At 65.6% G+C, this 18,413-nt stretch carries 17 protein-coding genes; 8 read left to right on the forward strand and 9 right to left on the reverse strand.

The features are described 5' to 3' along the window. Window positions 1-2: 2 nt before the first annotated feature. On the reverse strand, window positions 3-1,334 hold the full coding sequence (locus L0C59_RS05525) for a vWA domain-containing protein (RefSeq protein ID WP_243090201.1): 1,332 nt from the start codon (window positions 1,332-1,334) through the stop codon (window positions 3-5). A 126-nt stretch (window positions 1,335-1,460) separates the two neighbouring features. On the opposite strand from L0C59_RS05525, the gene tsaD reads away from it, so the two are divergent. Next, window positions 1,461-2,432, forward strand: coding sequence for a tRNA (adenosine(37)-N6)-threonylcarbamoyltransferase complex transferase subunit TsaD (gene tsaD / locus L0C59_RS05530; protein WP_243090202.1), 972 nt, complete (start codon window positions 1,461-1,463; stop codon window positions 2,430-2,432). Window positions 2,433-2,470: 38 nt separating this feature from the next. Further along, window positions 2,471-5,467 (forward strand): preprotein translocase subunit SecA, encoded by a 2,997-nt coding sequence (gene secA / locus L0C59_RS05535; protein WP_243090203.1) that lies wholly within the window; start codon window positions 2,471-2,473, stop codon window positions 5,465-5,467. A gap of 43 nt (window positions 5,468-5,510) precedes the next feature. Here the strand turns inward: secA and L0C59_RS05540 are convergent, their stop codons facing one another. From L0C59_RS05540 to L0C59_RS05570, 7 genes are all read right to left on the reverse strand, one after another. Beyond that, a complete protein-coding gene (locus L0C59_RS05540; RefSeq protein ID WP_243090204.1) occupies window positions 5,511-6,245 on the reverse strand; it encodes a YebC/PmpR family DNA-binding transcriptional regulator in 735 nt (244 codons plus the stop codon). Beyond that, a complete protein-coding gene (locus L0C59_RS05545; protein ID WP_243090205.1) occupies window positions 6,232-7,767 on the reverse strand; it encodes a cation:proton antiporter family protein in 1,536 nt (511 codons plus the stop codon). Before L0C59_RS05545 ends, L0C59_RS05540 begins: the two co-directional genes overlap by 14 nt. 70 nt (window positions 7,768-7,837) lie before the next feature. Further along, window positions 7,838-8,473 carry a DsbA family protein gene (locus L0C59_RS05550; protein ID WP_243090206.1) on the reverse strand — a complete coding sequence of 212 codons (636 nt, stop codon included), beginning with the start codon at window positions 8,471-8,473 and terminating at the stop codon, window positions 7,838-7,840. A 49-nt stretch (window positions 8,474-8,522) separates the two neighbouring features. Then, window positions 8,523-9,467 carry a polyamine aminopropyltransferase gene (speE, locus tag L0C59_RS05555; protein ID WP_243090207.1) on the reverse strand — a complete coding sequence of 315 codons (945 nt, stop codon included), beginning with the start codon at window positions 9,465-9,467 and terminating at the stop codon, window positions 8,523-8,525. Between the two features lie 2 nt (window positions 9,468-9,469). Beyond that, complete coding sequence (speD, locus tag L0C59_RS05560) at window positions 9,470-9,871, reverse strand: S-adenosylmethionine decarboxylase (RefSeq protein WP_243090208.1); 402 nt, start codon at window positions 9,869-9,871, stop codon at window positions 9,470-9,472. Between the two features lie 22 nt (window positions 9,872-9,893). Further along, window positions 9,894-12,491, reverse strand: a complete 2,598-nt coding sequence (locus tag L0C59_RS05565; RefSeq protein WP_243090209.1) for an FtsK/SpoIIIE family DNA translocase — start codon at window positions 12,489-12,491, stop codon at window positions 9,894-9,896. A 79-nt stretch (window positions 12,492-12,570) separates the two neighbouring features. Beyond that, window positions 12,571-13,062: an OmpH family outer membrane protein gene (locus L0C59_RS05570; protein ID WP_243090210.1), complete on the reverse strand. Its 492-nt coding sequence runs from the start codon at window positions 13,060-13,062 to the stop codon at window positions 12,571-12,573. A gap of 97 nt (window positions 13,063-13,159) precedes the next feature. Here L0C59_RS05570 and L0C59_RS05575 point away from each other — a divergent pair, with 97 nt between their 5' ends. Further along, window positions 13,160-13,591 (forward strand): hypothetical protein, encoded by a 432-nt coding sequence (locus tag L0C59_RS05575; RefSeq protein WP_243090211.1) that lies wholly within the window; start codon window positions 13,160-13,162, stop codon window positions 13,589-13,591. A gap of 83 nt (window positions 13,592-13,674) precedes the next feature. Then, the gene (locus L0C59_RS05580) at window positions 13,675-14,307 is read left to right on the forward strand and encodes a CBS and ACT domain-containing protein (RefSeq protein ID WP_243090212.1); all 633 of its coding nucleotides are present in this window, start codon (window positions 13,675-13,677) and stop codon (window positions 14,305-14,307) included. Here L0C59_RS05580 and pheA read toward each other — a convergent pair. Continuing rightward, window positions 14,304-15,125, reverse strand: a complete 822-nt coding sequence (gene pheA / locus L0C59_RS05585) for a prephenate dehydratase (RefSeq protein WP_243090213.1) — start codon at window positions 15,123-15,125, stop codon at window positions 14,304-14,306. The genes L0C59_RS05580 and pheA overlap by 4 nt on opposite strands. 51 nt (window positions 15,126-15,176) lie before the next feature. Between pheA and L0C59_RS05590 the strand changes: the two genes are divergently transcribed. Genes L0C59_RS05590 through L0C59_RS05605 form a run of 4 tightly spaced genes read left to right on the forward strand, consistent with a single transcriptional unit; the run spans window position 15,177 to window position 18,409 of the window. Continuing rightward, window positions 15,177-15,926, forward strand: a complete 750-nt coding sequence (locus L0C59_RS05590; protein WP_243090214.1) for a response regulator — start codon at window positions 15,177-15,179, stop codon at window positions 15,924-15,926. 3 nt (window positions 15,927-15,929) lie between these two features. Further along, complete coding sequence (locus L0C59_RS05595; RefSeq protein ID WP_243090215.1) at window positions 15,930-16,952, forward strand: lipid II:glycine glycyltransferase FemX; 1,023 nt, start codon at window positions 15,930-15,932, stop codon at window positions 16,950-16,952. A gap of 54 nt (window positions 16,953-17,006) precedes the next feature. Further along, window positions 17,007-17,555, forward strand: a complete 549-nt coding sequence (locus L0C59_RS05600; protein ID WP_243090216.1) for a hypothetical protein — start codon at window positions 17,007-17,009, stop codon at window positions 17,553-17,555. Further along, window positions 17,552-18,409 carry an LptA/OstA family protein gene (locus L0C59_RS05605; RefSeq protein WP_243090217.1) on the forward strand — a complete coding sequence of 286 codons (858 nt, stop codon included), beginning with the start codon at window positions 17,552-17,554 and terminating at the stop codon, window positions 18,407-18,409. The genes L0C59_RS05600 and L0C59_RS05605 overlap by 4 nt, the downstream gene beginning before the upstream one ends. Window positions 18,410-18,413: the final 4 nt, after the last annotated feature.

Below are 18,413 nucleotides of genomic sequence, written 5' to 3' on the forward strand. Positions count from 1 at the left end.
CATTATGCCTCCTGGGCCTGGGGTTTGGGGCGGAAGAGAAGGGCTTCCAGGAGGAGCACCAAGGCGGCGAGGAGGGCAAGGAACCGGCCTGCCCCTCCTTGGCTTTGCGGAAGGAAGCTGGGCCCAGGGGTGGGGAGAAGGGTTTCCCCTGGGGAAAGGAGGCCCGTGCGCACCTCCCGGTAGGGTTTGAGGAAGTTGTAGACCAGCAGGGGGAAGAAGGGGCGGTCCTGGATGGCGGCCAAGGGGGGCAGGTAAAGGCCTCCTTCCGTGTGGTAGATGAGGCCTACCCCGTCCTCCCCTTCCGCCAGGGACCGCCAGGAAGAGGGGGGTGGGGGAGGAGGGGAGAGGTGCTCCCCCACAAGGGTCACCCCTTCCAGGAGGGGGTGAGGGGTGGTGAGGAGAACCGGGGTGGGGTCTCCCCCGGAAGGGGCGAGTAAAAGGGTGGGCCCATCGGGGGGCCCTTGGGGCACCGCCACGCGCACCCGCACCTCCCTCCCTGGAGTTGCCCCCAGGAGGAGGAAGAGCCTTTCCAGGGCGGGGGTCCTGGGGTAGTCCACCCCAAGCCGCTTGAGGCCGAAGCCCACCTCGTCGTCCAGAGGGAGGGCATCCCCATTCAGGAGCTGGGCGGTAAAGGTGGGGGGCAGGTTTTCCAACCGGGCAAAGCCCCGGGGCGGAACCGGCACCTCCTCTACCTCACCGCCCACCTCCACCCGGGCGGTAAGGGTGCGGTTTGCGCTGTTGCCAAGGGCCAAAAACCCTTGGGCCACGGCCACGATTCCCAGGTTCTCCCTGGGGCTTCCCACCCCTAGGTACCCATCCGCCCCAGGGGGCGGAGGCCCGTCGCTGACCACCAGCACCGGGGCCCTGAGGAGCCTCCGCCCTAGGGCCATGGCCTCCTCCAGCCTGGCCTCCCGGTCCTTGGCCTCCAGCTCCAGAAGCCTGGCCCTCAGGACGATCCCGGGGGCGGGGCCATAGGCCTCGGGCTTTTCCCCAGCCCGCACCAAGACGGCCTCCGGGGTTCTTTCCAGAAGGGGGAGGAGCCTTTCCTTGGCCAGGTCCAGACGGGTCTTGGCCCCCTCCTGGGCGGCCATGCTGGCGGAGGTGTCCACCACATAGACCATGGGGGAAGGTCCTAAGGGGGGATCCTCGAGGGCCAGGACCACGAGGGCGGCCGCCAGGAGGAGGAGAAGAAGCCTTAAGTCCAGCCGGGGCCGAAGGCGTTGCCTCCTGCTCCTCTGCCATAGCCACACCCCGGCCCAGGGGCGGACCCGGGGCCTTTTCGCCCGGTAGAGGAGGTAGACCAGAAGGAGGACCGGAGGAAGAAGCCAGAGCATTGCCCTTAGCCTAGCCCCCGCCTGGGGGCATGGGCTAGAGTGACGGAAGGGGATGTTGTGCCGGGTGCCCGGGCTTCCCGAGGAGCCCTCTAAACCCCCGGTGCAGGACCTAAGGGAGGGGTAGACGTGTGGGTTTTGGGCATCGACACCTCCTGCGACGACACGGGGGTGGGCCTGGTGAAGGAGGGGGAGGTGGTGGTGAACCTGGTGGCGGGCCAGGTGGCCCTGCACCAGGCCTTTGGCGGGGTGGTGCCCGAGCTGGCCAGCCGGGAGCACCTGAAGGTGATCCGTCCCTTAGCGGAGAAGGCCTTGGCCGAGGCGGGGATAGCCCCTAAGGACCTTTCCCTGGTGGCCGCCACCCGGGGCCCAGGGCTCATCGGGGCCCTGCTGGTGGGGTACACCTTCGCCAAGGGCCTAGCCTGGGCCCTGGGGAAGCCCTTCTACGCCATCCACCACCTCGAGGCCCACATCGCCGCCGCCTGGCCTCCCGGCCTGAACCCCCCCTTCTTGGCCCTGGTGGCCTCGGGCGGGCACACCCACCTTTTCGCGGTGGAGGCTTTGGGACGCTACCGGCTTCTCGGGGCCACCCGGGACGATGCCGCCGGGGAGGCCTTTGACAAGGTGGCGAGGCTTCTCGGCCTGGGGTTTCCCGGGGGGCCTGAGATTGAGCGCCTGGCCCAGGAGGCCAGGGAGAAGGTGCCCTTCCCCGTCCCCCTCAAGGACCAGAAGGGGTACGAGTTCAGCTTCTCCGGCCTCAAGACCAAGGCGGTGCAGCTGGTGGAGGCCGGATATCCCGCCCCGGCCTTGGCCAAGGGGTTCCAGGAGGCGGCGGTGGAGCACCTGGCCCAGGTGGTCCTCCGGGCTGCCCAGGACACCGGGCTCCGGGTCCTTCTGGTGGCCGGGGGGGTGGCGGCGAACCGGGCCTTGCAGGCTCGCTTCCGGGAGGCGGGGCTTAGCGTGTACTTCCCCCCCAAGGGGCTTTCCCAGGACAACGGGGCCATGGTGGCCTTGGCCGCCTGGCGGCGCTACCAAGGGGGTTTTCCCCCTAGCCCCTTGTCCCTGGGGGCCGCCGCTTACTGGCCCCTCGAGGAGGCCTGAAGGCTTTCTCATCCTGTGGGGGTACAATCGGCCTTAGGATGCTGGGCCTCATACGGAAGCTGTTTGACAACAACGAGCGGGAAATCGCCCGCTACTACAGGCAAGTGGTGGAGCCCACCAACCGGCTGGAGCCGGAGGTGGAGAGGATCCCCGACCTAGCCGCGGCCTATGCGGAGCTTAAGGAGAGGCACGAGAGGGGAGCGAGCCTCGAGGAGCTTCTCCCCATGGCCTTCGCCTTGACCCGGGAGTCCGCCAAGCGCTATTTGGGCATGCGCCACTTTGACGTGCAGCTCATCGGCGGAGCGGTGCTCCACGAGGGCAAGATCGCCGAGATGAAGACCGGGGAGGGCAAGACCCTGGTGGCCACCCTGGCGGTGGCCCTGAATGCCCTGAGGGGCAGGGGCGTGCACGTGGTCACGGTGAACGACTACCTGGCCCGCCGCGACGCTGAGTGGATGGGGCCCGTGTACCGGGGCCTGGGCCTCACGGTGGGGGTCATCCAGCACGGCTCCACCCCTGAGGAACGCCGCAAGGCCTACTTGGCGGACGTCACCTACGTGACCAACTCCGAGCTGGGCTTTGACTACCTCCGGGACAACATGGCCATCAGCCCGGATCAGCTGGTGCTTCGCCACGACACCCCCTTGCACTACGCCATCATCGACGAGGTGGACTCCATCCTCATCGACGAGGCCCGCACCCCCCTGATCATCTCCGGCCCGGCGGAGAAGGCCACCGACCTCTATTACAAGATGGCGGAGATCGCCAAGAAGCTGGAGCGGGGCCTTCCCCCGGAGCCCGGGGTGCGCAAGGAGCCCACGGGGGACTACACCATCGAGGAGAAGAACCGGGCCGTGCACCTCACCCTCCAGGGCATCGCCAAGGCGGAGAAGCTCCTTGGGGTGGAGGGGCTTTTCAGCCCCGAGAACATGGAACTCGCCCACATGCTCATCCAGGCCATCCGGGCCAAGGAGCTTTACCACCGGGACCGGGACTACATCGTCCAGGATGGCCAAGTCATCATCGTGGACGAGTTCACGGGCCGCCTGATGCCAGGGCGGCGCTACGGGGAGGGCCTCCACCAGGCCATTGAGGCCAAGGAGGGGGTCAGGATCGAGCGGGAGAACCAGACCCTGGCCACCATCACCTATCAGAACTTCTTCCGCCTCTACGAGAAGCGGGCCGGGATGACCGGCACCGCCAAGACCGAGGAGAAGGAATTCCAGGAGATTTACGGCATGGACGTGGTGGTGGTGCCCACCAACCGCCCCATGATCCGCCAGGACTTTCCCGACGTGGTCTACCGCACGGAAAAGGGCAAGTTCTACGCGGTGGTGGAGGAGATCGCCGAGAAGTACGAAAGGGGCCAGCCGGTCCTGGTGGGCACCATCAGCATCGAGAAGTCTGAAAGGCTTTCCCAGATGCTCAAGGAGCCCCGCCTCTATCTGCCGCGGCTAGAGATGCGCCTGGAGCTTTTCAAGAAGGCCAGCCAGAAGCAGCAGGGGGAGGAGTGGGAACGCCTAAGGAGGCTTCTGGAAAAGCCCACCCAGCTTAGGGATGAAGACCTTGCGGCCTTTGAGGGGCTCATTCCCCCTAAGGGCAACCTGCGCGCCGCCTGGGAGGGCTTAAAGCGGGCGGTGCATACCCTTTCGGTCTTGCGCCAGGGCATCCCTCACCAGGTCCTGAACGCCAAGCACCACGCTAAGGAGGCGGAGATCGTGGCCCAGGCGGGCCGGAGCAAGACGGTTACCATCGCCACCAACATGGCGGGCCGGGGGACGGACATCAAGCTGGGGGGCAACCCCGAGTACCTGGCCGCGGCCCTTTTGGAGAAGGAGGGCTTTGACCGGTACGAGTGGAAGGTAGAGCTCTTCATCAAGAAGATGGTGGCGGGCCAGGAGGAGGAGGCCTTGGCCCTGGCCCGGGAGCTGGGGATCAAGCCTGAGCTTCAGGAAAAGATCCGCCAGATCCGGGAGGAGTGTAAGGCGGATGAGGAGCGGGTGCGACAGCTGGGGGGGCTTTTCATCCTGGGCACTGAGCGGCACGAGTCCCGCCGCATCGACAACCAGCTGCGGGGCCGGGCCGGGCGCCAGGGGGACCCGGGGGGAAGCCGCTTCTATGTGAGCTTTGACGACGACCTCATGCGCCTTTTCGCCTCGGACCGGGTCATCGCCATGCTGGACCGCATGGGGTTTGACGACTCCGAACCCATCGAACACCCCATGGTGACCCGCTCCATCGAGCGGGCCCAGAAGCGGGTGGAGGACCGCAACTTCGCCATCCGCAAACAACTGTTGCAGTTTGACGACGTGATGGCCCGCCAGCGGGAGGTCATCTACGCCCAGCGCCGCCTGATCCTCTTGGGCAAGGATGAGGAGGTGAAGGAGGCGGCCTTGGGGATGGTGGAGGAAACGGTGGCCGGGATTGCGGAAAACATCCTGAATCCCCAGGTGCACCCCGAGGACTGGGACCTGGATGCCTTGAAGGCCACGCTCCTGGACACCGTGCCCCAGCTGGCCGGCTTCCCCTTTGAGGAGCTTCGCACCCTAAAGCCTGAAGAAGGCGTGGAGCGCCTGGTGGAGGCGGCCTTGAAGGCCTACGAGGCCAGGGAGGAGGAGCTTTCCCCTCCCCTCATGCGGGCGGTGGAGCGCTTCGTGATCCTCAACGTGGTGGACTCCGCCTGGAAGGAGCACCTGCATAACCTGGACGTCCTCCGCCAGGGGATCTTCCTGCGGGGCTACGGCCAGAAGGACCCCTTCCAGGAGTACAAGATCGAGGCCACCCGGCTCTTCAACGACATGGTGGGTTTCATCAAGGGGGAGGTGGCCAAGTTCCTCTTCCGCCTCAAGGTGGAGGCGGAGCCGGTGCGCCCGGTGCGGGAGGCTCCTTATGTGCCCGTGCCCGCTCCTAAGGAGGAGGCCCGGCCCTTCGGCGTGGAGAAGAAGCGCCCCACCACCCCACCGCCCCAGCCCGGCCTTTCCCGGGCCGAGCGCCGAAGGCTCATGCGGGAGGAGAAGAAGCGCAAGAAGGAGTGAGCAAACCGGCCCGGGGTTAGCCCCGGGCCGGGGGGCCTTTCGGCTAGGCTTCCACCTGCAAGCTGGTGGGGTCCAGGTTGGTGTAGACGTGCTGCACGTCGTCCAGGTCCTCCAAAGCCTCCACCAGGCGCATCACCTTGGCGGCCTCCTCAGGGGGCAAGGCCACGGTGTTCTGGGGGTGTTGCACCACCTCCACGGCCTCCACGGGTATGCCCCGCCTTTTGAGCTCCTCGGCCATGCGGTAGGTTTCGCTGGGATCGGTGTAGATGGTGAGGCTTTCCCCTTCCTCCTCGAGGTCCAAAGCCCCCAGCTCTATGGCCACCTCCTGGGCGGCCTCGGAGTTCTGGCAGACCACCACGCCTTTGCGCTCAAACTGCCAGGCCACGCTGCCCGTGGCCCCCAGGGAACCCCCGTACTTGTTGAAGACGTGGCGCACCTCCCCGGCGGTGCGGTTGCGGTTTTCCGTGAGGGCGTAGACCAGAAGGGCTACCCCGCCTGGGGCGTAGCCCTCGTAGACGATCTCCTCGTACTGCTCAGCCCCTTCCCCACCCCCTTGCAGCTTCTGCAGGAGGCGTTCGATGTTCTCCATGGGGACATCGTCGGCCCGGGCGGCTTCGATGGCGTTGCGGAGCTGGACGTTGGCCTCGGGGTAGGGGCTTCCCCCAGCGCGGGCTGCCGCCTGGATGGCCCGTAGGTGCTTGGAGATGATCTTGCCGCGTTTGAGGTCGTTGGCGGCCTTTTTGCGCTTGATCTGTGCCCACTTGCTATGACCGGCCATGGCTCACCTCACCCATTATAGCCAGCTTTTCCAGCACCTTCTCCGCCAGGCGTTCCCCGGCCTCGCGGAAGGGGTGGAAGAGGAGGCTCACCCCGGCGCCTTCCAGAATGGGGTCCTCCTCCAGGTGGAAGCTGGTGGCGGCCAGGATCCCCTTAAAGCCCCGCTCCTTGAGCCAGCGGGCGGCGAGGACCTTGGCCTCCAGGTCCGGTAGGGCCAGAACCACTGCCCTAAGGCCCTTAAGGTCCAGGCGCTCCCAGAGCTCGGGGTCCTCCGCATCCCCATAGAGGACCTTCCGCCCCTTGGCCTGGTGGCGGGCCACCTTCTCGGGGTCGGCATCCAGGCCCACAGGGCTTTCCCCCCTGGCCTCCAGGATGCGGTAGACGGCTCCCCCGGTGCGGCCCATGCCCACGATGAGCACCGTGGCCCCTTCCAGGCGCTCGGGTTCCTGGTCGGGGTGGCGCCCCGGGCGCTCCAGGGGAAGGAGGCGGGCCTCGAGGCGTTTGTAAAGACCATGGCTGTAGCGGGCAAGGGGTGCGGAAACCGCCATGGAAAGGGCCACCACCAGGGCTAGGGTGGAGAGGCTATAGGGGAGAATCCCTGCCCGCTCCAGCACCACCCCCACGATGAGGGCAAACTCCGAGTAGTTGCCCAGGTACATGCCGCTGACGAAAGCGGTGCGGGCCCGAAGCCCCAAGAGGAGAAATAGGGCGAAGAAGAGAGGGGTCTTGACCAGGGCCAGGAGGAGAAGGGAGAGGACCACGCCGGGCTCCACGCCCCGGAGGCCTTCCCTAAGGCCGATATCCAGGAAAAAGGCCACCAAAAAGGCCTCTTTGAGGCTCCAAAGCCCCTTGGCCATCTCCCCCCCTTTTTCGTGGCCCGAGAGGAGGACTCCCATGATTAAGGCCCCCAGTTCCGGGGACAACCCTACCTGGCGGAAGCCCTCCCCCCCAAGAAGGGCAAGACCCAGGCCAAAGAGCACCAGTAGCTCGTCGTGGCCGCTTTTTTCCAGAAGCCAGGCCACGGCAAACCGCAGCAGGGGCAAGAGGAGAACCAGCCCTGCCCAGGGGCTTACCCGGTTCTCGCCATAGAGGGTGATGAGGCCCACCGCCACCAGGTCCTGCAGGACCAGGATGCCCACGCTGAGGCGGCCGTGGTAGGTGGTGAGTTCCTTCTTGTCCTCGAGGACCTTCACCACCAGCACGGTGCTGGAAAAGGCCAGGGCTAGGGCAAGGGGCAGGTTGCCGAGAAGGACAAAGGCCAAGGAGGCGAAAAGCACGAGGTGCAGACCCCCTGCCCCCAGGATGCGGGGCTTAAGAAGGTCCTGGAAGCGGAGCTTTAGCCCCACGGTGAAGAGCAAAAGGAGTACCCCTATCTCCGCCGCACGGTGCAGGAATTCCGTCTCCCTTAGGCCCATCCCGTGCAGGGCAAAGCCCGCTCCCAAATAGCCCACCAGGGGGGGAAGCCCCAGGCGGCTAGCCAAGAAACCTAGGGCAAAGGCAGCGGCCACCCAAAGGGCTTCCATGGCTTCCAGGGTAGCAGACCCGCACTAAGACCAGGGGGGTGTAGCCCCCCTGGTCCCTACACCAAAAGGTTCACCTCTTCCCTGCCAGGGCCTTGTCCAAGAGGGTCTTCCACTCCTCGTAGGGCAAGAAGCCCGTGCGCTTTTCCCCGGCGATGAAGAAGGTGGGGGTGCCGGTGAGGCCTAGGTCCGAGGCCAGCTTCTGGTCGGCCAGGACACCCTCGCGGTGCCTACCGGAGGAAAGGCACTGGCTAAAGGCCTTCTCATCCAGCCCCATCTGCCCCGCCAGGTCCACCAAATAGCGGTCCAACACGCTTCCCTGGAGGTTTCCCCAGCTGGAGCTGGCCCGGAAGAGAACCTCGTGGTACTCGTAGTAGCGCCCTTGGTCGGCGGCGCAGGCGGCGGCCTCGCTGGCCCGGATCACCTGGGCTTGGCCGGGGAAGGGGAAGTCCCGGAAGAGGTAGCGGACCTTTCCGGTGTCGATGTACCCAGCCTTAAGTCGGGGGAGAATGTTTAAGGCGTGGTTCTGGCAGTGAGGGCAGAGGTAGTTGGAAAAGTCCACCACCACCACGGGGGCGTTGGGGTCGCCCAGGGCAAAGCGGGCACCTTGGGTGGGGTCCAGCCCGGCTTTCCCTTTGGGGCCCCAGAGGATCCAGCCCAGGCCCAAAAGGGCCAGGGCCAGTACGACGAGCACTATAGCCCGCTGCATGGGTTTACTCTACCACGCTCCCGGTGAGAAGCCCTTAAGGATCTCCCCTCTAGCCCCGGTAGGGAGCTTGCCGGGCCTCCCCCTCAGGGGTCACGTAGAAGGGGTTTTGGTCGGTGGATACTAGGGTCTCCTTATCTATGGCCTCCTGGATGTCCTTGGGCAGGATGAACATGGCCTCGAGGTAGGGGGCGGAGAGGTGGCGCAGGGCCAGGCTCCGTTCCCGGATGCGGGCCTCGATGACCCCCTCGGAGAAGGCGGCGGGATCAAAGGCATCCGAGGCCAGGAGGAAGCCAAAGTTCAGGAAGAAGCCGGGGATGTGGTTCTTGTAGCTCCGCACATAGCGGAAAGCCTCCCGCACCGTGCGGTGCACCACGGGATGCACCCGGTGGTGGGTGAGCATGATCATGCCCGCCTGCATGCCCATGATCCCTCCCGGGTTTAGGTGGGCCTTCACCAGACGGTAGAACTCCACGGTGTAGAGAAGCCTTGCGGGGTTGTCCTCCCCCACGGGATCCGTGAGGTCGATGATGACCACATCGTACATATCTTGGGTATGCTCCAGGTAAGCCCGGGCGTCCTCGATGATCAGGACCGCCCGGGGGTCCTCAAAGGCCCCCTGGTGCCATTCGGGCATGTGGCGCTTGGCCACCTCCACCAGCTCCCCGTCGATGTCCACCATCACCGCCCGTTCCACGGTGGGGTGCTTGAGCACCTCCCTCAGGGTGGCCCCTTCCCCGCCTCCCACGATGAGCACCGTCCTGGGCTCGGGGTGGGAGAGCATGGCCGGGTGAACCAGGGTTTCGTGGTAGATGTACTCGTCCCTTTCCGTGCTCTGCACGTCCTTGTCCAGGACCAGCACCTTGCCGAACCCCTGGGTCTCAAAGAGGAAGTAGTCCTGGTACTTGGTGCGGCCGGAGGCGATCACCCGCTCCATGCGCCGCACCATGGTCTCAAAAGGGGTGATGTGCTCGAAAAAGTACATGCCGTAGTCCATAGCTATCCTCCTTGCTGGCCGCCAAAGGCCCGGCGCCGGATGGCGTGCTCCGTTCCCCGCCAGTAGCGGAAGGCCGATTCCTCCTTGGCCCCAAAGGCCCGGGAAAGCCCCTTCAAGACCTCCTCCGGGTTCACCCCATCCCGGTAAAAGTAAAGGTCCAAGGTGGCGGAGGCGTTGTCCTCGGGCCAGGTGTGGATCATCACCGCTGCCACCGGGCTCACCACCGCCGCGGAGAGCCCCTGGGGATGGAACTTGTACACCACCGACTGGGCCGAGCCCCTGGGTGCTCCCAGGCGCATCACCGCATCTAGGAGGGCTGCTTCCACCATCCTGGGGTTTTCCAGGACATCCAGGTCACAACCGTAGATCTCCGCCACCCAGCGCCCGCCCGGCACCGTTTCCACAAAGGGCCATGATAGCACACCTTTACCCGAAGAAGTCCTTGAGCTGCTCCTTGGTGATGAGGACTTCCCGGGGCTTGGAACCCTTGGAGGGCCCCACGATCCCCATGGCCTCGAGGGCATCCATCAGCTTCCCGGCCCGGGCGTGGCCGATGGAAAGGCGGCGCTGCAGGCGGCTTACGGAGCCGTAGCCCTCCTCCACCACGATCTCCGCCGCCTTCCGGAGAAGGGGATCGGAAAAGTCCACCTCGCCTGGGCCTGCCCCTTCCGGCCCCTTGGGGGGTTCAAAGTCCTGGCCGTAGGCTTCGGCGAAGCGGTCTTCAAAGCTTTGCCCCCTGAGGAAGCCCGCCAGGCGCCCCACCTCCTCCTCGGAGAGGTAGGGTACCTGCAGGCGCACGGGCTTGGTTAGCCCAGGCTGGTAGAAGAGGGCATCCCCCTGGCCGATGAGCTTTTCCGCCCCCTGGGTGTCCAGGATGGTGCGGGAGTCAAAGCCGCTGGACACGGCAAAGGCCAGGCGGGCGGGGATGTTCACCTTGATGAGGGAGGTGAGGATGTCCACGCTGGGCCGCTGGGTGGCCAGGATGAGGTGCATGCCCGTGGCCCGGGCCATCTGGGCCAGGCGCAGGATGGCGGACTCCACCTCCTTGGGGGCGGTCATCATCAGGTCGGCCAGCTCGTCCACCACGATGATCAGGTAGGGAAGGGTTTCCCCGCCCTCCTTTTCCATCTTGGCGTTGTACTGTTCCAGGTTTCTGGCCCCTACCCCGCTCAGGAGCCGGTAGCGCCTTTCCATGTGGGCCACCGCTCCTTGCAGGACCCCGGCGGCCTCCTCGGGGCTAGTGACCACGGGGCGCACCAGGTGGGGGATGCCCTCGTAGGGGGTGAGCTCCACCATCTTGGGGTCGATGAGGAGGAAACGCAAGGAGGTGGGGAGGTGTTTGAAGAGGAGGCTTGCGATAAGGACGTTGATGGCCACGCTCTTGCCGCTTCCCGTGGAGCCGGCGATGAGGAGGTGGGGCATTTTGGCGAGATCCCGCACCCAGATCTCCCCCTCAATGCTCTTGCCCAGGACCAAGGGCAGAAGGGCCTTGGCGTTTTGGAAGGCAGGGGAGAGGACCGCCTCGGAGAAGCGCACCAGCTCCCTTTTGGGGTTGGGCACCTCGAGGCCCACGGTGTTCTTCCCGGGGATGGGGGCCTCGATGCGCACCGCCCCCACTGCCAAGGCCCGGGCTAGGTCGTTTTGCAGGCTCTGGATGCGGCTGATCTTCTCCCCAGGGGCAGGAAGAAGCTCGTAGCGGATCACGGAGGGTCCGCGGGCATGGCCCACCACCTCCGCCTGCACCCCGAAGTGCTTGAGGGTGTCGGCGATGGTGCGCTTTAGCCTTTCCACCTCCTCCAGGCCCCGGGCGGTTCCTTTTGGCTCCGGGGGGTCCAGGAGGTCCGGGGTGGGAAGGGCCAAGGCGGTGGTTTGGGGCAGGGAGCGGGGCGGCGAGGGGGCATCCGGCGGGGCTTGGGGTGGGGAAGGTTCGGGAAAGACCAGGTCCAGGTCAAAGGCCTCCGGTTCAGGGGCAGGGGATGGGGGAGAGGAGACGGGCGGAGGATTCCCCGTGAGCAAGGCCCTTAGCCCCTCCGCCTGGGCCTCGGGATGGCGGGAGAGGAAGGATAGCCAAGAGGAGAGTTCCTCGTGGCGTGCCTCCAGGTCCTGCACCAAACCGGCAAGCTCCTCCCAACGGGCCTTGCGCTCCTCCCGAAGCCTTAGGCCCTGGACCAGCCCCCCCACGCTGGGCCTGGGGGCGGGAAAGGTGAGGAGAGCTTTTAAACGGGATAGGAGGGCCTGGGCCTCGAGGTGAAGGGCCGCCCGCCGTTCCTCCAGGGCATCCCGCAGGGGACCTTCCCCGGGTACAGGGGTTTTCAAGCCTTGGAGAAGGGCTTGGAGCCGGGGTTCTAAGGGGCGCTGGTCCTCCTCCATCTGCCGCTTCAGCTCGGCGGCCCGTTCCTTAAGGAATTCCCTTAGGGCCTTTTCCACCCCTGGAAGCTCCGCAGGGGAGAGGTTCTCTGCCAGGGCCTTCAGGGCGGTGTGTTCGGGGTAGAGGCGGGCGAGGAGGCGGATCCTTTGCTTAAGGAGAAGGGGTTTTAACCGATAGCGGACCCGCCGCACCCCCTCCACCCCCAGGTGCAGGCCGGTGAGGAGAAGGTGAAGGGGGGGTTTTCGCCGCCAGAGGTCCAGGACCAAGGAGGCCAGGATAGGGGGGAGGAGGAGGCCCAAGGCCCCGGCCTTGGCCTCCAGGAAGGAGCGCACCTCCTCCCCCAGCCGGCCCGCGAGGGGTCCCAGGAGGGGAAGGAGGGCGAAGGCCAGGAGGTGGAGGAAGAGGAGGTGGCGAAGGAGGGATTTTACGGGTTTGTTCCTGAAGAGGTAGGCTCCCAGGAGGAAAAGGCTTGGCGGTAGGAGGTAGGCGGGCAGGCCTAGCGTCTGGTAAAAGGCTTCCCGGAGGAACGAGCCGAAGGACCCCGTGGATAGGGGCAGAAGGGGAGCGGCGAAGAAGACCCCTGCCCCCAAGGCCAGGGTGCCCAGGGCCTCGAGGTCGCGGTTTCGGCTGGCACTGGCCGGCTTCCGCTTCGCCATCGGAAGGATTATAACCTGAGGGAACGGGAGGGAAAAGGGAAGCCCGGGGCGCGCTTTCCCCGGGCCTAGGGTTAGAGGGCTATTTCTTCAGCTCCCGAATCACCGCCTGGGTAAGCTCGGTGTCCTCGTCGGCGTAGACCACCAGCCCCGACTGGGCTGCCACCTGGCGGCTCATGACCACGGCGAAGCCCTGGGCCTTGGCCACCTTGGCGATGGCTTTGTCCACGTCTTCAAGGATGGGCTTGAGCACGGGATTCTGCCGGTCCTGCCATTTCTTTAAGGTGTCCTGGTAGGTCTTGAGGAGGGCCTCGTAGTCCTGGCGCTCCTTGGCCGTGGCCTGGCCCGAACGGATCTTCTGGTCCAGGGGCTTGAGTTTTTCCTCTAAGGGAGCCAGTTCCTTACGGGCCTGGGCCTGAAGGTCCTGCACCTTCTTGTAGTCGGGGTGGGCCTGCACCAGGGCATCGGCATCCACAAACCCCACCCGGGTGGCCACGTTCTTGTTCTGGGCCAGCATGGGGGCGAGGAGGGCGCCAAGGGCAAGAAGGAGGGCGGCTAGGGAAAAGCGCTTCATGGTAGAAAGCGTATAGCCTTAGGGTGAAGGGTGCGTGAGAGAAGGCTCTCTTTCGCTTGGCCCCAGAAGAGGGTAGTATGCGCGGAGGAGGTGGGTTATGCGGAAGATGCTCTTGGTTTTGGCGTTGTTGGCCCTAGGCACGGGCGCTTTTGCCCAGCGGGCGGTGTCCTTCCGCCTCTCCCTGCCCCCGGCAGGGCTGGGGCTGGGCCTCGAGGCGCCCCTGGAGCGCAACCTGGCCTTCCGGGGCTTCGTGGACCTCTTTCCCGGTGAGCCCAGCTTCCTTTTGGCGGGCGAGGTGCTGTTTAAGCCGGATCTGGGCCAGTTGGACCGGGACCTTCGGGGTATACGCCCGTATTTTGGGGGAGGCCTGGGGATGAGGTTTGGCACTCCGGAGGTGGGGCTTAACCTCTCCCTGGGGGTGGAGTTCCTCCTGGATGCTCGCACGGGGATCTTCCTGGACGGGGAGTACTTCTATGCCTTTGGGGGAGGCCGCTTCCCGCGCACGGTAATCGGGGCCAACCTGCGCTAGAACTACGCTTTGCCCCCGCCCAGTTTTGGGCGGGGACATTTTTCTTTTTGTCACCGGGTAGACTGGGAACCGGAGGTGAAGCCATGCTGGTCAGGGACTGGATGACCAAAGACCCCCTCACCGTGGCCCCGGATACCCCGGTGCTGGAAGCCATCAATCTCCTGAAGAACAAGGGTTTCCGGCGCTTGCCGGTGGTGAAGGACGGAAAGCTCATCGGCTTGGTCACCGACAAGGACCTCAAGGACGCCATGCCCTCCAAGGCCACCACCCTCTCGGTGTGGGAGATGAACTACCTCCTCTCCAAGCTCACGGTCCAGGAGGTCATGGCCAAACCCGTGATCACCGTGGAGGCCGACGCGCCCCTGGAAAAGGCGGCCCTTTTGCTGGAGGAGAAGAAGATCGGCGGCCTGCCGGTGATGGAAGGGGAGAAGCTTGTGGGCATCATCACCGTGACCGATGTCCTGAGGGCCTTCATTGAGGTCTTGGGGCTTAAGATGGGGGGTTTGCGCATCACCGTGGACATCCCCGACGTGCCCGGGGCCCTGGCCCAGATGGCTCGGGCGGTCCCCCCGGCCAACATCGTCTCCATCGCCACCGCCGCCCACTTGAATGGGTACCAGCGCCTGGTCCTGAGGGTGGTGGGGGAGGATGTGGAAGGTGTCCCTGAACGGCTAAAGGCTGCCGGGGAGCGGGTGGTGGACGTGCGCCCCGGTTAGGCCCCGTTGCGGTAGGCGGGATAGGAGCCCAGAACCTTTAGGAAGGCGGCCCGCCTGAGAAGGCCCAGAAGGGCTTGGGCGGGCCCGGGATCTTCCAGGTGGCCCTCGAGGTCCAGGTAGAAGAGGTAGCTGAAGGGCTTATCGCGCCTCGGCCGTGACTCCAGCTTGGTGAGGTTCACCCCGGCCTCGGCGAACACGGTAAGAGCCTCCAAAAGCCCTCCAGGCCGATGGCGCACCGCGAAGACGATGCTGGTCTTGTGGGGGCCTTCCTCCCTTTTGGCCTCCTCCCGCCCGATGACGAAGAAGCGGGTGTAGTTGTGGGGATAGTCCTCGATGTTTTCCGCCAGCACCTTTAGGCCGTAAAGCTCCGCGGCCCGCCGGCTGGCGATGGCCCCTACCCCGGGCTCAGGGTTCTCCGACAGGGACCGGGCTGCCCCTGCGGTGTCAAAAACCGGGATGGGGGTGAGGCGCATGCGGGCCAGGAAGCCGTCGCACTGGGCCAGGGCCTGGGGGTGGCTTTTGACCGCCTTGAGGTCTTTGAGCTCGGTCCCCTGAGGAGCGAGGAGGCAGTGCTCCACCCGGTGGATGATCTCCCCCACCACGTGGAGGTCGCTTTCCAGAAGCAGGTCATAGGTCTGGTTGATGCTGCCCGCGGTGGTGTTCTCCACGGGTACCACCCCGAGATCCGCTTCCCCCCCTTCCACCGCCTCAAAGACCTGGTGGAAGGTGGGAAAGCCCATGGGGGTGGAACCGGGGAAGTTCCTGAGCAGGGCCTCCTCGCTATAGGCCCCTTCTGTCCCCTGGAAGGCGATCCTCATGCCCTCCATCCTACTGCTTCCCGTAGACAGGGAAAAGGCGCCTCCCTTAGCATGGCCCTTGTGGCGCGGCTGCTTGTGGTGGACGATGATCCCCGCATCCGGCACCTGTTGGAGCTCCTCCTTTCCGGGGCCGGCCACCAGGTGGTGCTGGCGGACTCGGCGAAGGTTGCCCTGGAGTATCTGCGAAAGGAAACTCCGGATCTGATCCTCCTGGACATCATGATGCCGGATATGGATGGCCTCACCCTGTTGGGGCGCATCCGGGCGGTGCGCCGCTTGGCCAAGGTGCCGGTGATCATGTTCACCGGGGGCGGAAAGGAGCTGGAGGGACCAAGCCGGGCCTTAGGAGCCGATCTCTTCCTGGAGAAGCCCGTTTCCGGTCGCCGGCTTAGGGAGGTGGTGGAAAGCCTTCTTGCCCGGGAAGGGTATCTCTTGCCTGGTGGGGAACGGGTAACGAGCCTCGAGGAGGTGGCCCGCCGCTTGCGGCATGCCTTGCCCGAGGAGGCCCGTTTCAAGCTCCTTTGGCGAAAGACGGCAAGCCGCCGTGCCCTTCTGCAAAACCTTTTGGCCAAGGGCTGGACCGAAGCCCTTTTGCGGCGCATTCTTCCCGGTGAATACGATCTCTATGACCTCCTCGGCCACCTGGCCTTCGGCTGGCCCCTGGTGCCCTTGAGGGAGCGGGCGGCCAGGGTGCAGGACCCCCGCTTGGCCTCCCACCTGGAGGCCTATCTGGAGGCGAAGCGGCTACCCCTGGAGGGGGATGGCCTCCTGGAAGAGCTGGCCCAGGCCCTGTACGCTTAGGGGGTGGCCGAGCTTCTAGAGATCACCGATCCCGAGGCCTGGAACCGGATGGTTTCCAGCTTTCCCATCACCAGCGCCCTGCAGTCCTGGGGCTGGGGGGAAGTGAAGCGGCTTTCCGGCTGGGTGCCCAGGCGGCTTGCGGTCTACGGGAAGGAAGGGCTTTTGGGGGCGGCCCAGGTGCTGCTGCGCCCCCTGCCTGGGGGTCTCTTCCTGGCCTACGCCCCTAGGGGCCCCGCGCTTTTCCGCCTCGAGGACCTTCCCCTGGTGGCCAAGGCCTTGGCCTGGGGGGTGCGGGGTACCCACCTGGTCCTCGAGCCCGAGGCAGGCTTGCCGGCGGAAGAACCTCCCCCCACCTTCCCTGGCCTCCTTCCGGAGGAATCCATCCAGCCCGCCTATTCCCTATGGCTGGACCTCACCCAAGGGGAGGAGGCCCTCCTTAAGGGGATGAAGGAGATGCACCGCCGTAACGCCCGCCTGGCCCTCAAGCGCACGGAGCTTGGCGTGGAGGGGGAGGAGGCCTTTCCCGAGTTCTTCCGCCTCTTTGAGGAGACCAACCGCCGGGCCAAGCTTCTGCAACACGCAAAGGAGTACTACCAGGCGGTGCTTAGGGAGATGAACCAGCCCTATGGGGAGGCCTTCTTGGCCGTGGCCCGTAAGGAGGGGGAAGCCTTGGCGGCGGGGCTTTTCGTGGCCTTCGCCGGTAGGGTGGACTACCTCTATGGGGGAAGCAGCCGCGCCCACCCCGAGGCCAAGGCTCCCATGGGCATGCACCTGGCGGCCATCCGCCATGGGATGGGACGCGGCTACCGGATCTACGACCTCTGGGGGGTCCCCAGGACCCCGGAGGGCAGCCATGCGGAGGGGATATGGCGCTTCAAGGAGGGGTTTGGGGGTAGGCGCGTCCAGTTTCCCGCCTTCGCCCTGCCCCTTTCCCCCCTCTACCGCCCTTTGAAGCTCCTCTTACGCCTGCGCAAGACCTGGGTGAACCTGCGGGTACGGGGAAATGCGCGGGATGTCCTGGGGTGAAAGGGCTTGGGGGTCCTGTCATCTTTCTCAAGGGGCCTTGGGTAAGGTGGGAAGGTGGTGCGCCTCCTCCTCCTCCTTGTGGTCCTCGGTATGGTTTTCTGGTTCCTCCGGCCCCCGCCCAAGCCCTTGCCCCCGGAAGGCGTGCGCCTTAAGGGGGTGGAGTTCTACCTTTTCCCCGAGGAGGAGGGGGTGAAGTGGCGGTTCACCGCCCAGGAGATGGTGGAGGAGGGAGGGGTTTTCCGTATCCAGGGGGGGCTCGAGGGGGAACGGTACGTGGAGGGCCGGCTGGACCTGCGCCTTTTTGCCCCCCAGGTGGCGGTGGAGCCAGGGGATAACCTGCGGGCTCCCTTCGCCAGGGTGGAGATCCTGAAAGGATGCTTCCGCCTTCAGCTTTCCGCCCCGGGCAAGGGAGAGGTCCTCATCCGTCAAAAGGAGGGCTTTTTCGCCCCCTGGGTGCGGATCGAGGCCCCTAACCTCAGGGGAGAGGCCCAGGGCTTTCGCTCGGATTTCGGCATGGAGCGCATAGAGGCGGACAGCCCGCGGTTTGAGTTTCCCGCGGGTGGCACCTTTGGTCCTTGTACCGTGGAAGGAGGAAGCTCATGAGAAGGTGGGTTTGGTGGTCCCTTTTGGGTTTGGCCTTGGCCGCTTCCGGCGTCCGGGTTATTCAGGTGGAAGGGGGACGGCTTTCCGGGGACCTGCGTTACGGCCCCTGGACCTTTGAGGGAGAGGTGAGGGGACGGGTGAAGGACCTGGAAATCCGCTCCCCCAAGGCCACCCTCAGCGCCCCCAAGGGCAAGACCATGCAGGAGGCGGAAGGGGAGCGGGAGGCCCGCTTTGAGGGCGGGGTGGTGGTGCGCCGGGGCCGGGTGGAGGCCAGGGGGCCGGCTCTGGTCTATCGGGAGAAAACCGGGGAGGGGGAGCTTTTAGGCCCGGCCCGCATGCGCCAAGAGCCCAAACCTGGGGAGGACCCGGTGGAGGTGGAGGCGAGCCGGATGACCTTCCAGGTGGACACGGATACCTCCGGCAGCGAAAACGCCCTCCTAAGGAGCGGGAACCAGGAGGGGCGGGCAGCCTTTGTCTACTATGAGGAGGAGAAGGGTCTGGCGGTGTTCACCGACCCCAAGGAGGTGGTCCTCGTCCGCAAGCGCAAGGACGGGGACCTGGTGATCCGGGCCAAGGAGGTGCGAAGCCTCACCGGACCCAAGAAGCTCATCGCCACCGGGGGAGTAAGGCTTCAGGATGGGGATTTGGTCACCACGGGGGAAAGCCTCTACTACGACGACACCACCGGGGAGGCCATCGTTTTGGGCAGGCCCGCGGTGAGCGAGAACAGGAAGGAAGGGTTTAGGCTTTCGGGAAACACCCTCCAGCACAACGTGAACCGCCACCAGGTGCGGGTGTACGGCAAGGCCTTCCGCCTGCCGGTGGAGGAGTTCAGGAAGCTGGGGGAGAAGTGAGGAC

The sequence above is a fragment of the Thermus neutrinimicus genome, assembly GCF_022760955.1.
Taxonomy (GTDB): Bacteria; Deinococcota; Deinococci; order Deinococcales; family Thermaceae; genus Thermus; species Thermus neutrinimicus.

What these genes read in the sequence shown, in the direction of transcription:
- L0C59_RS05525 (WP_243090201.1), bottom strand. Translation starts at nt 1,334, where the DNA reads ATGCTCTGGCTTCTTCCTCCGGTCCTCCTTCTGGTCTACCTCCTCTAC.
- speE (WP_243090207.1), bottom strand. Translation starts at nt 9,467, where the DNA reads ATGGACTACGGCATGTACTTTTTCGAGCACATCACCCCTTTTGAGACC.
- L0C59_RS05570 (WP_243090210.1), bottom strand. Translation starts at nt 13,062, where the DNA reads ATGAAGCGCTTTTCCCTAGCCGCCCTCCTTCTTGCCCTTGGCGCCCTC.
- L0C59_RS05580 (WP_243090212.1), top strand. Translation starts at nt 13,675, where the DNA reads ATGCTGGTCAGGGACTGGATGACCAAAGACCCCCTCACCGTGGCCCCG.
- L0C59_RS05565 (WP_243090209.1), bottom strand. Translation starts at nt 12,491, where the DNA reads ATGGCGAAGCGGAAGCCGGCCAGTGCCAGCCGAAACCGCGACCTCGAG.
- secA (WP_243090203.1), top strand. Translation starts at nt 2,471, where the DNA reads ATGCTGGGCCTCATACGGAAGCTGTTTGACAACAACGAGCGGGAAATC.
- pheA (WP_243090213.1), bottom strand. Translation starts at nt 15,125, where the DNA reads ATGAGGATCGCCTTCCAGGGGACAGAAGGGGCCTATAGCGAGGAGGCC.
- L0C59_RS05540 (WP_243090204.1), bottom strand. Translation starts at nt 6,245, where the DNA reads ATGGCCGGTCATAGCAAGTGGGCACAGATCAAGCGCAAAAAGGCCGCC.
- L0C59_RS05590 (WP_243090214.1), top strand. Translation starts at nt 15,177, where the DNA reads ATGGCCCTTGTGGCGCGGCTGCTTGTGGTGGACGATGATCCCCGCATC.
- L0C59_RS05575 (WP_243090211.1), top strand. Translation starts at nt 13,160, where the DNA reads ATGCGGAAGATGCTCTTGGTTTTGGCGTTGTTGGCCCTAGGCACGGGC.
- L0C59_RS05545 (WP_243090205.1), bottom strand. Translation starts at nt 7,767, where the DNA reads ATGGAAGCCCTTTGGGTGGCCGCTGCCTTTGCCCTAGGTTTCTTGGCT.
- L0C59_RS05605 (WP_243090217.1), top strand. Translation starts at nt 17,552, where the DNA reads ATGAGAAGGTGGGTTTGGTGGTCCCTTTTGGGTTTGGCCTTGGCCGCT.
- L0C59_RS05550 (WP_243090206.1), bottom strand. Translation starts at nt 8,473, where the DNA reads ATGCAGCGGGCTATAGTGCTCGTCGTACTGGCCCTGGCCCTTTTGGGC.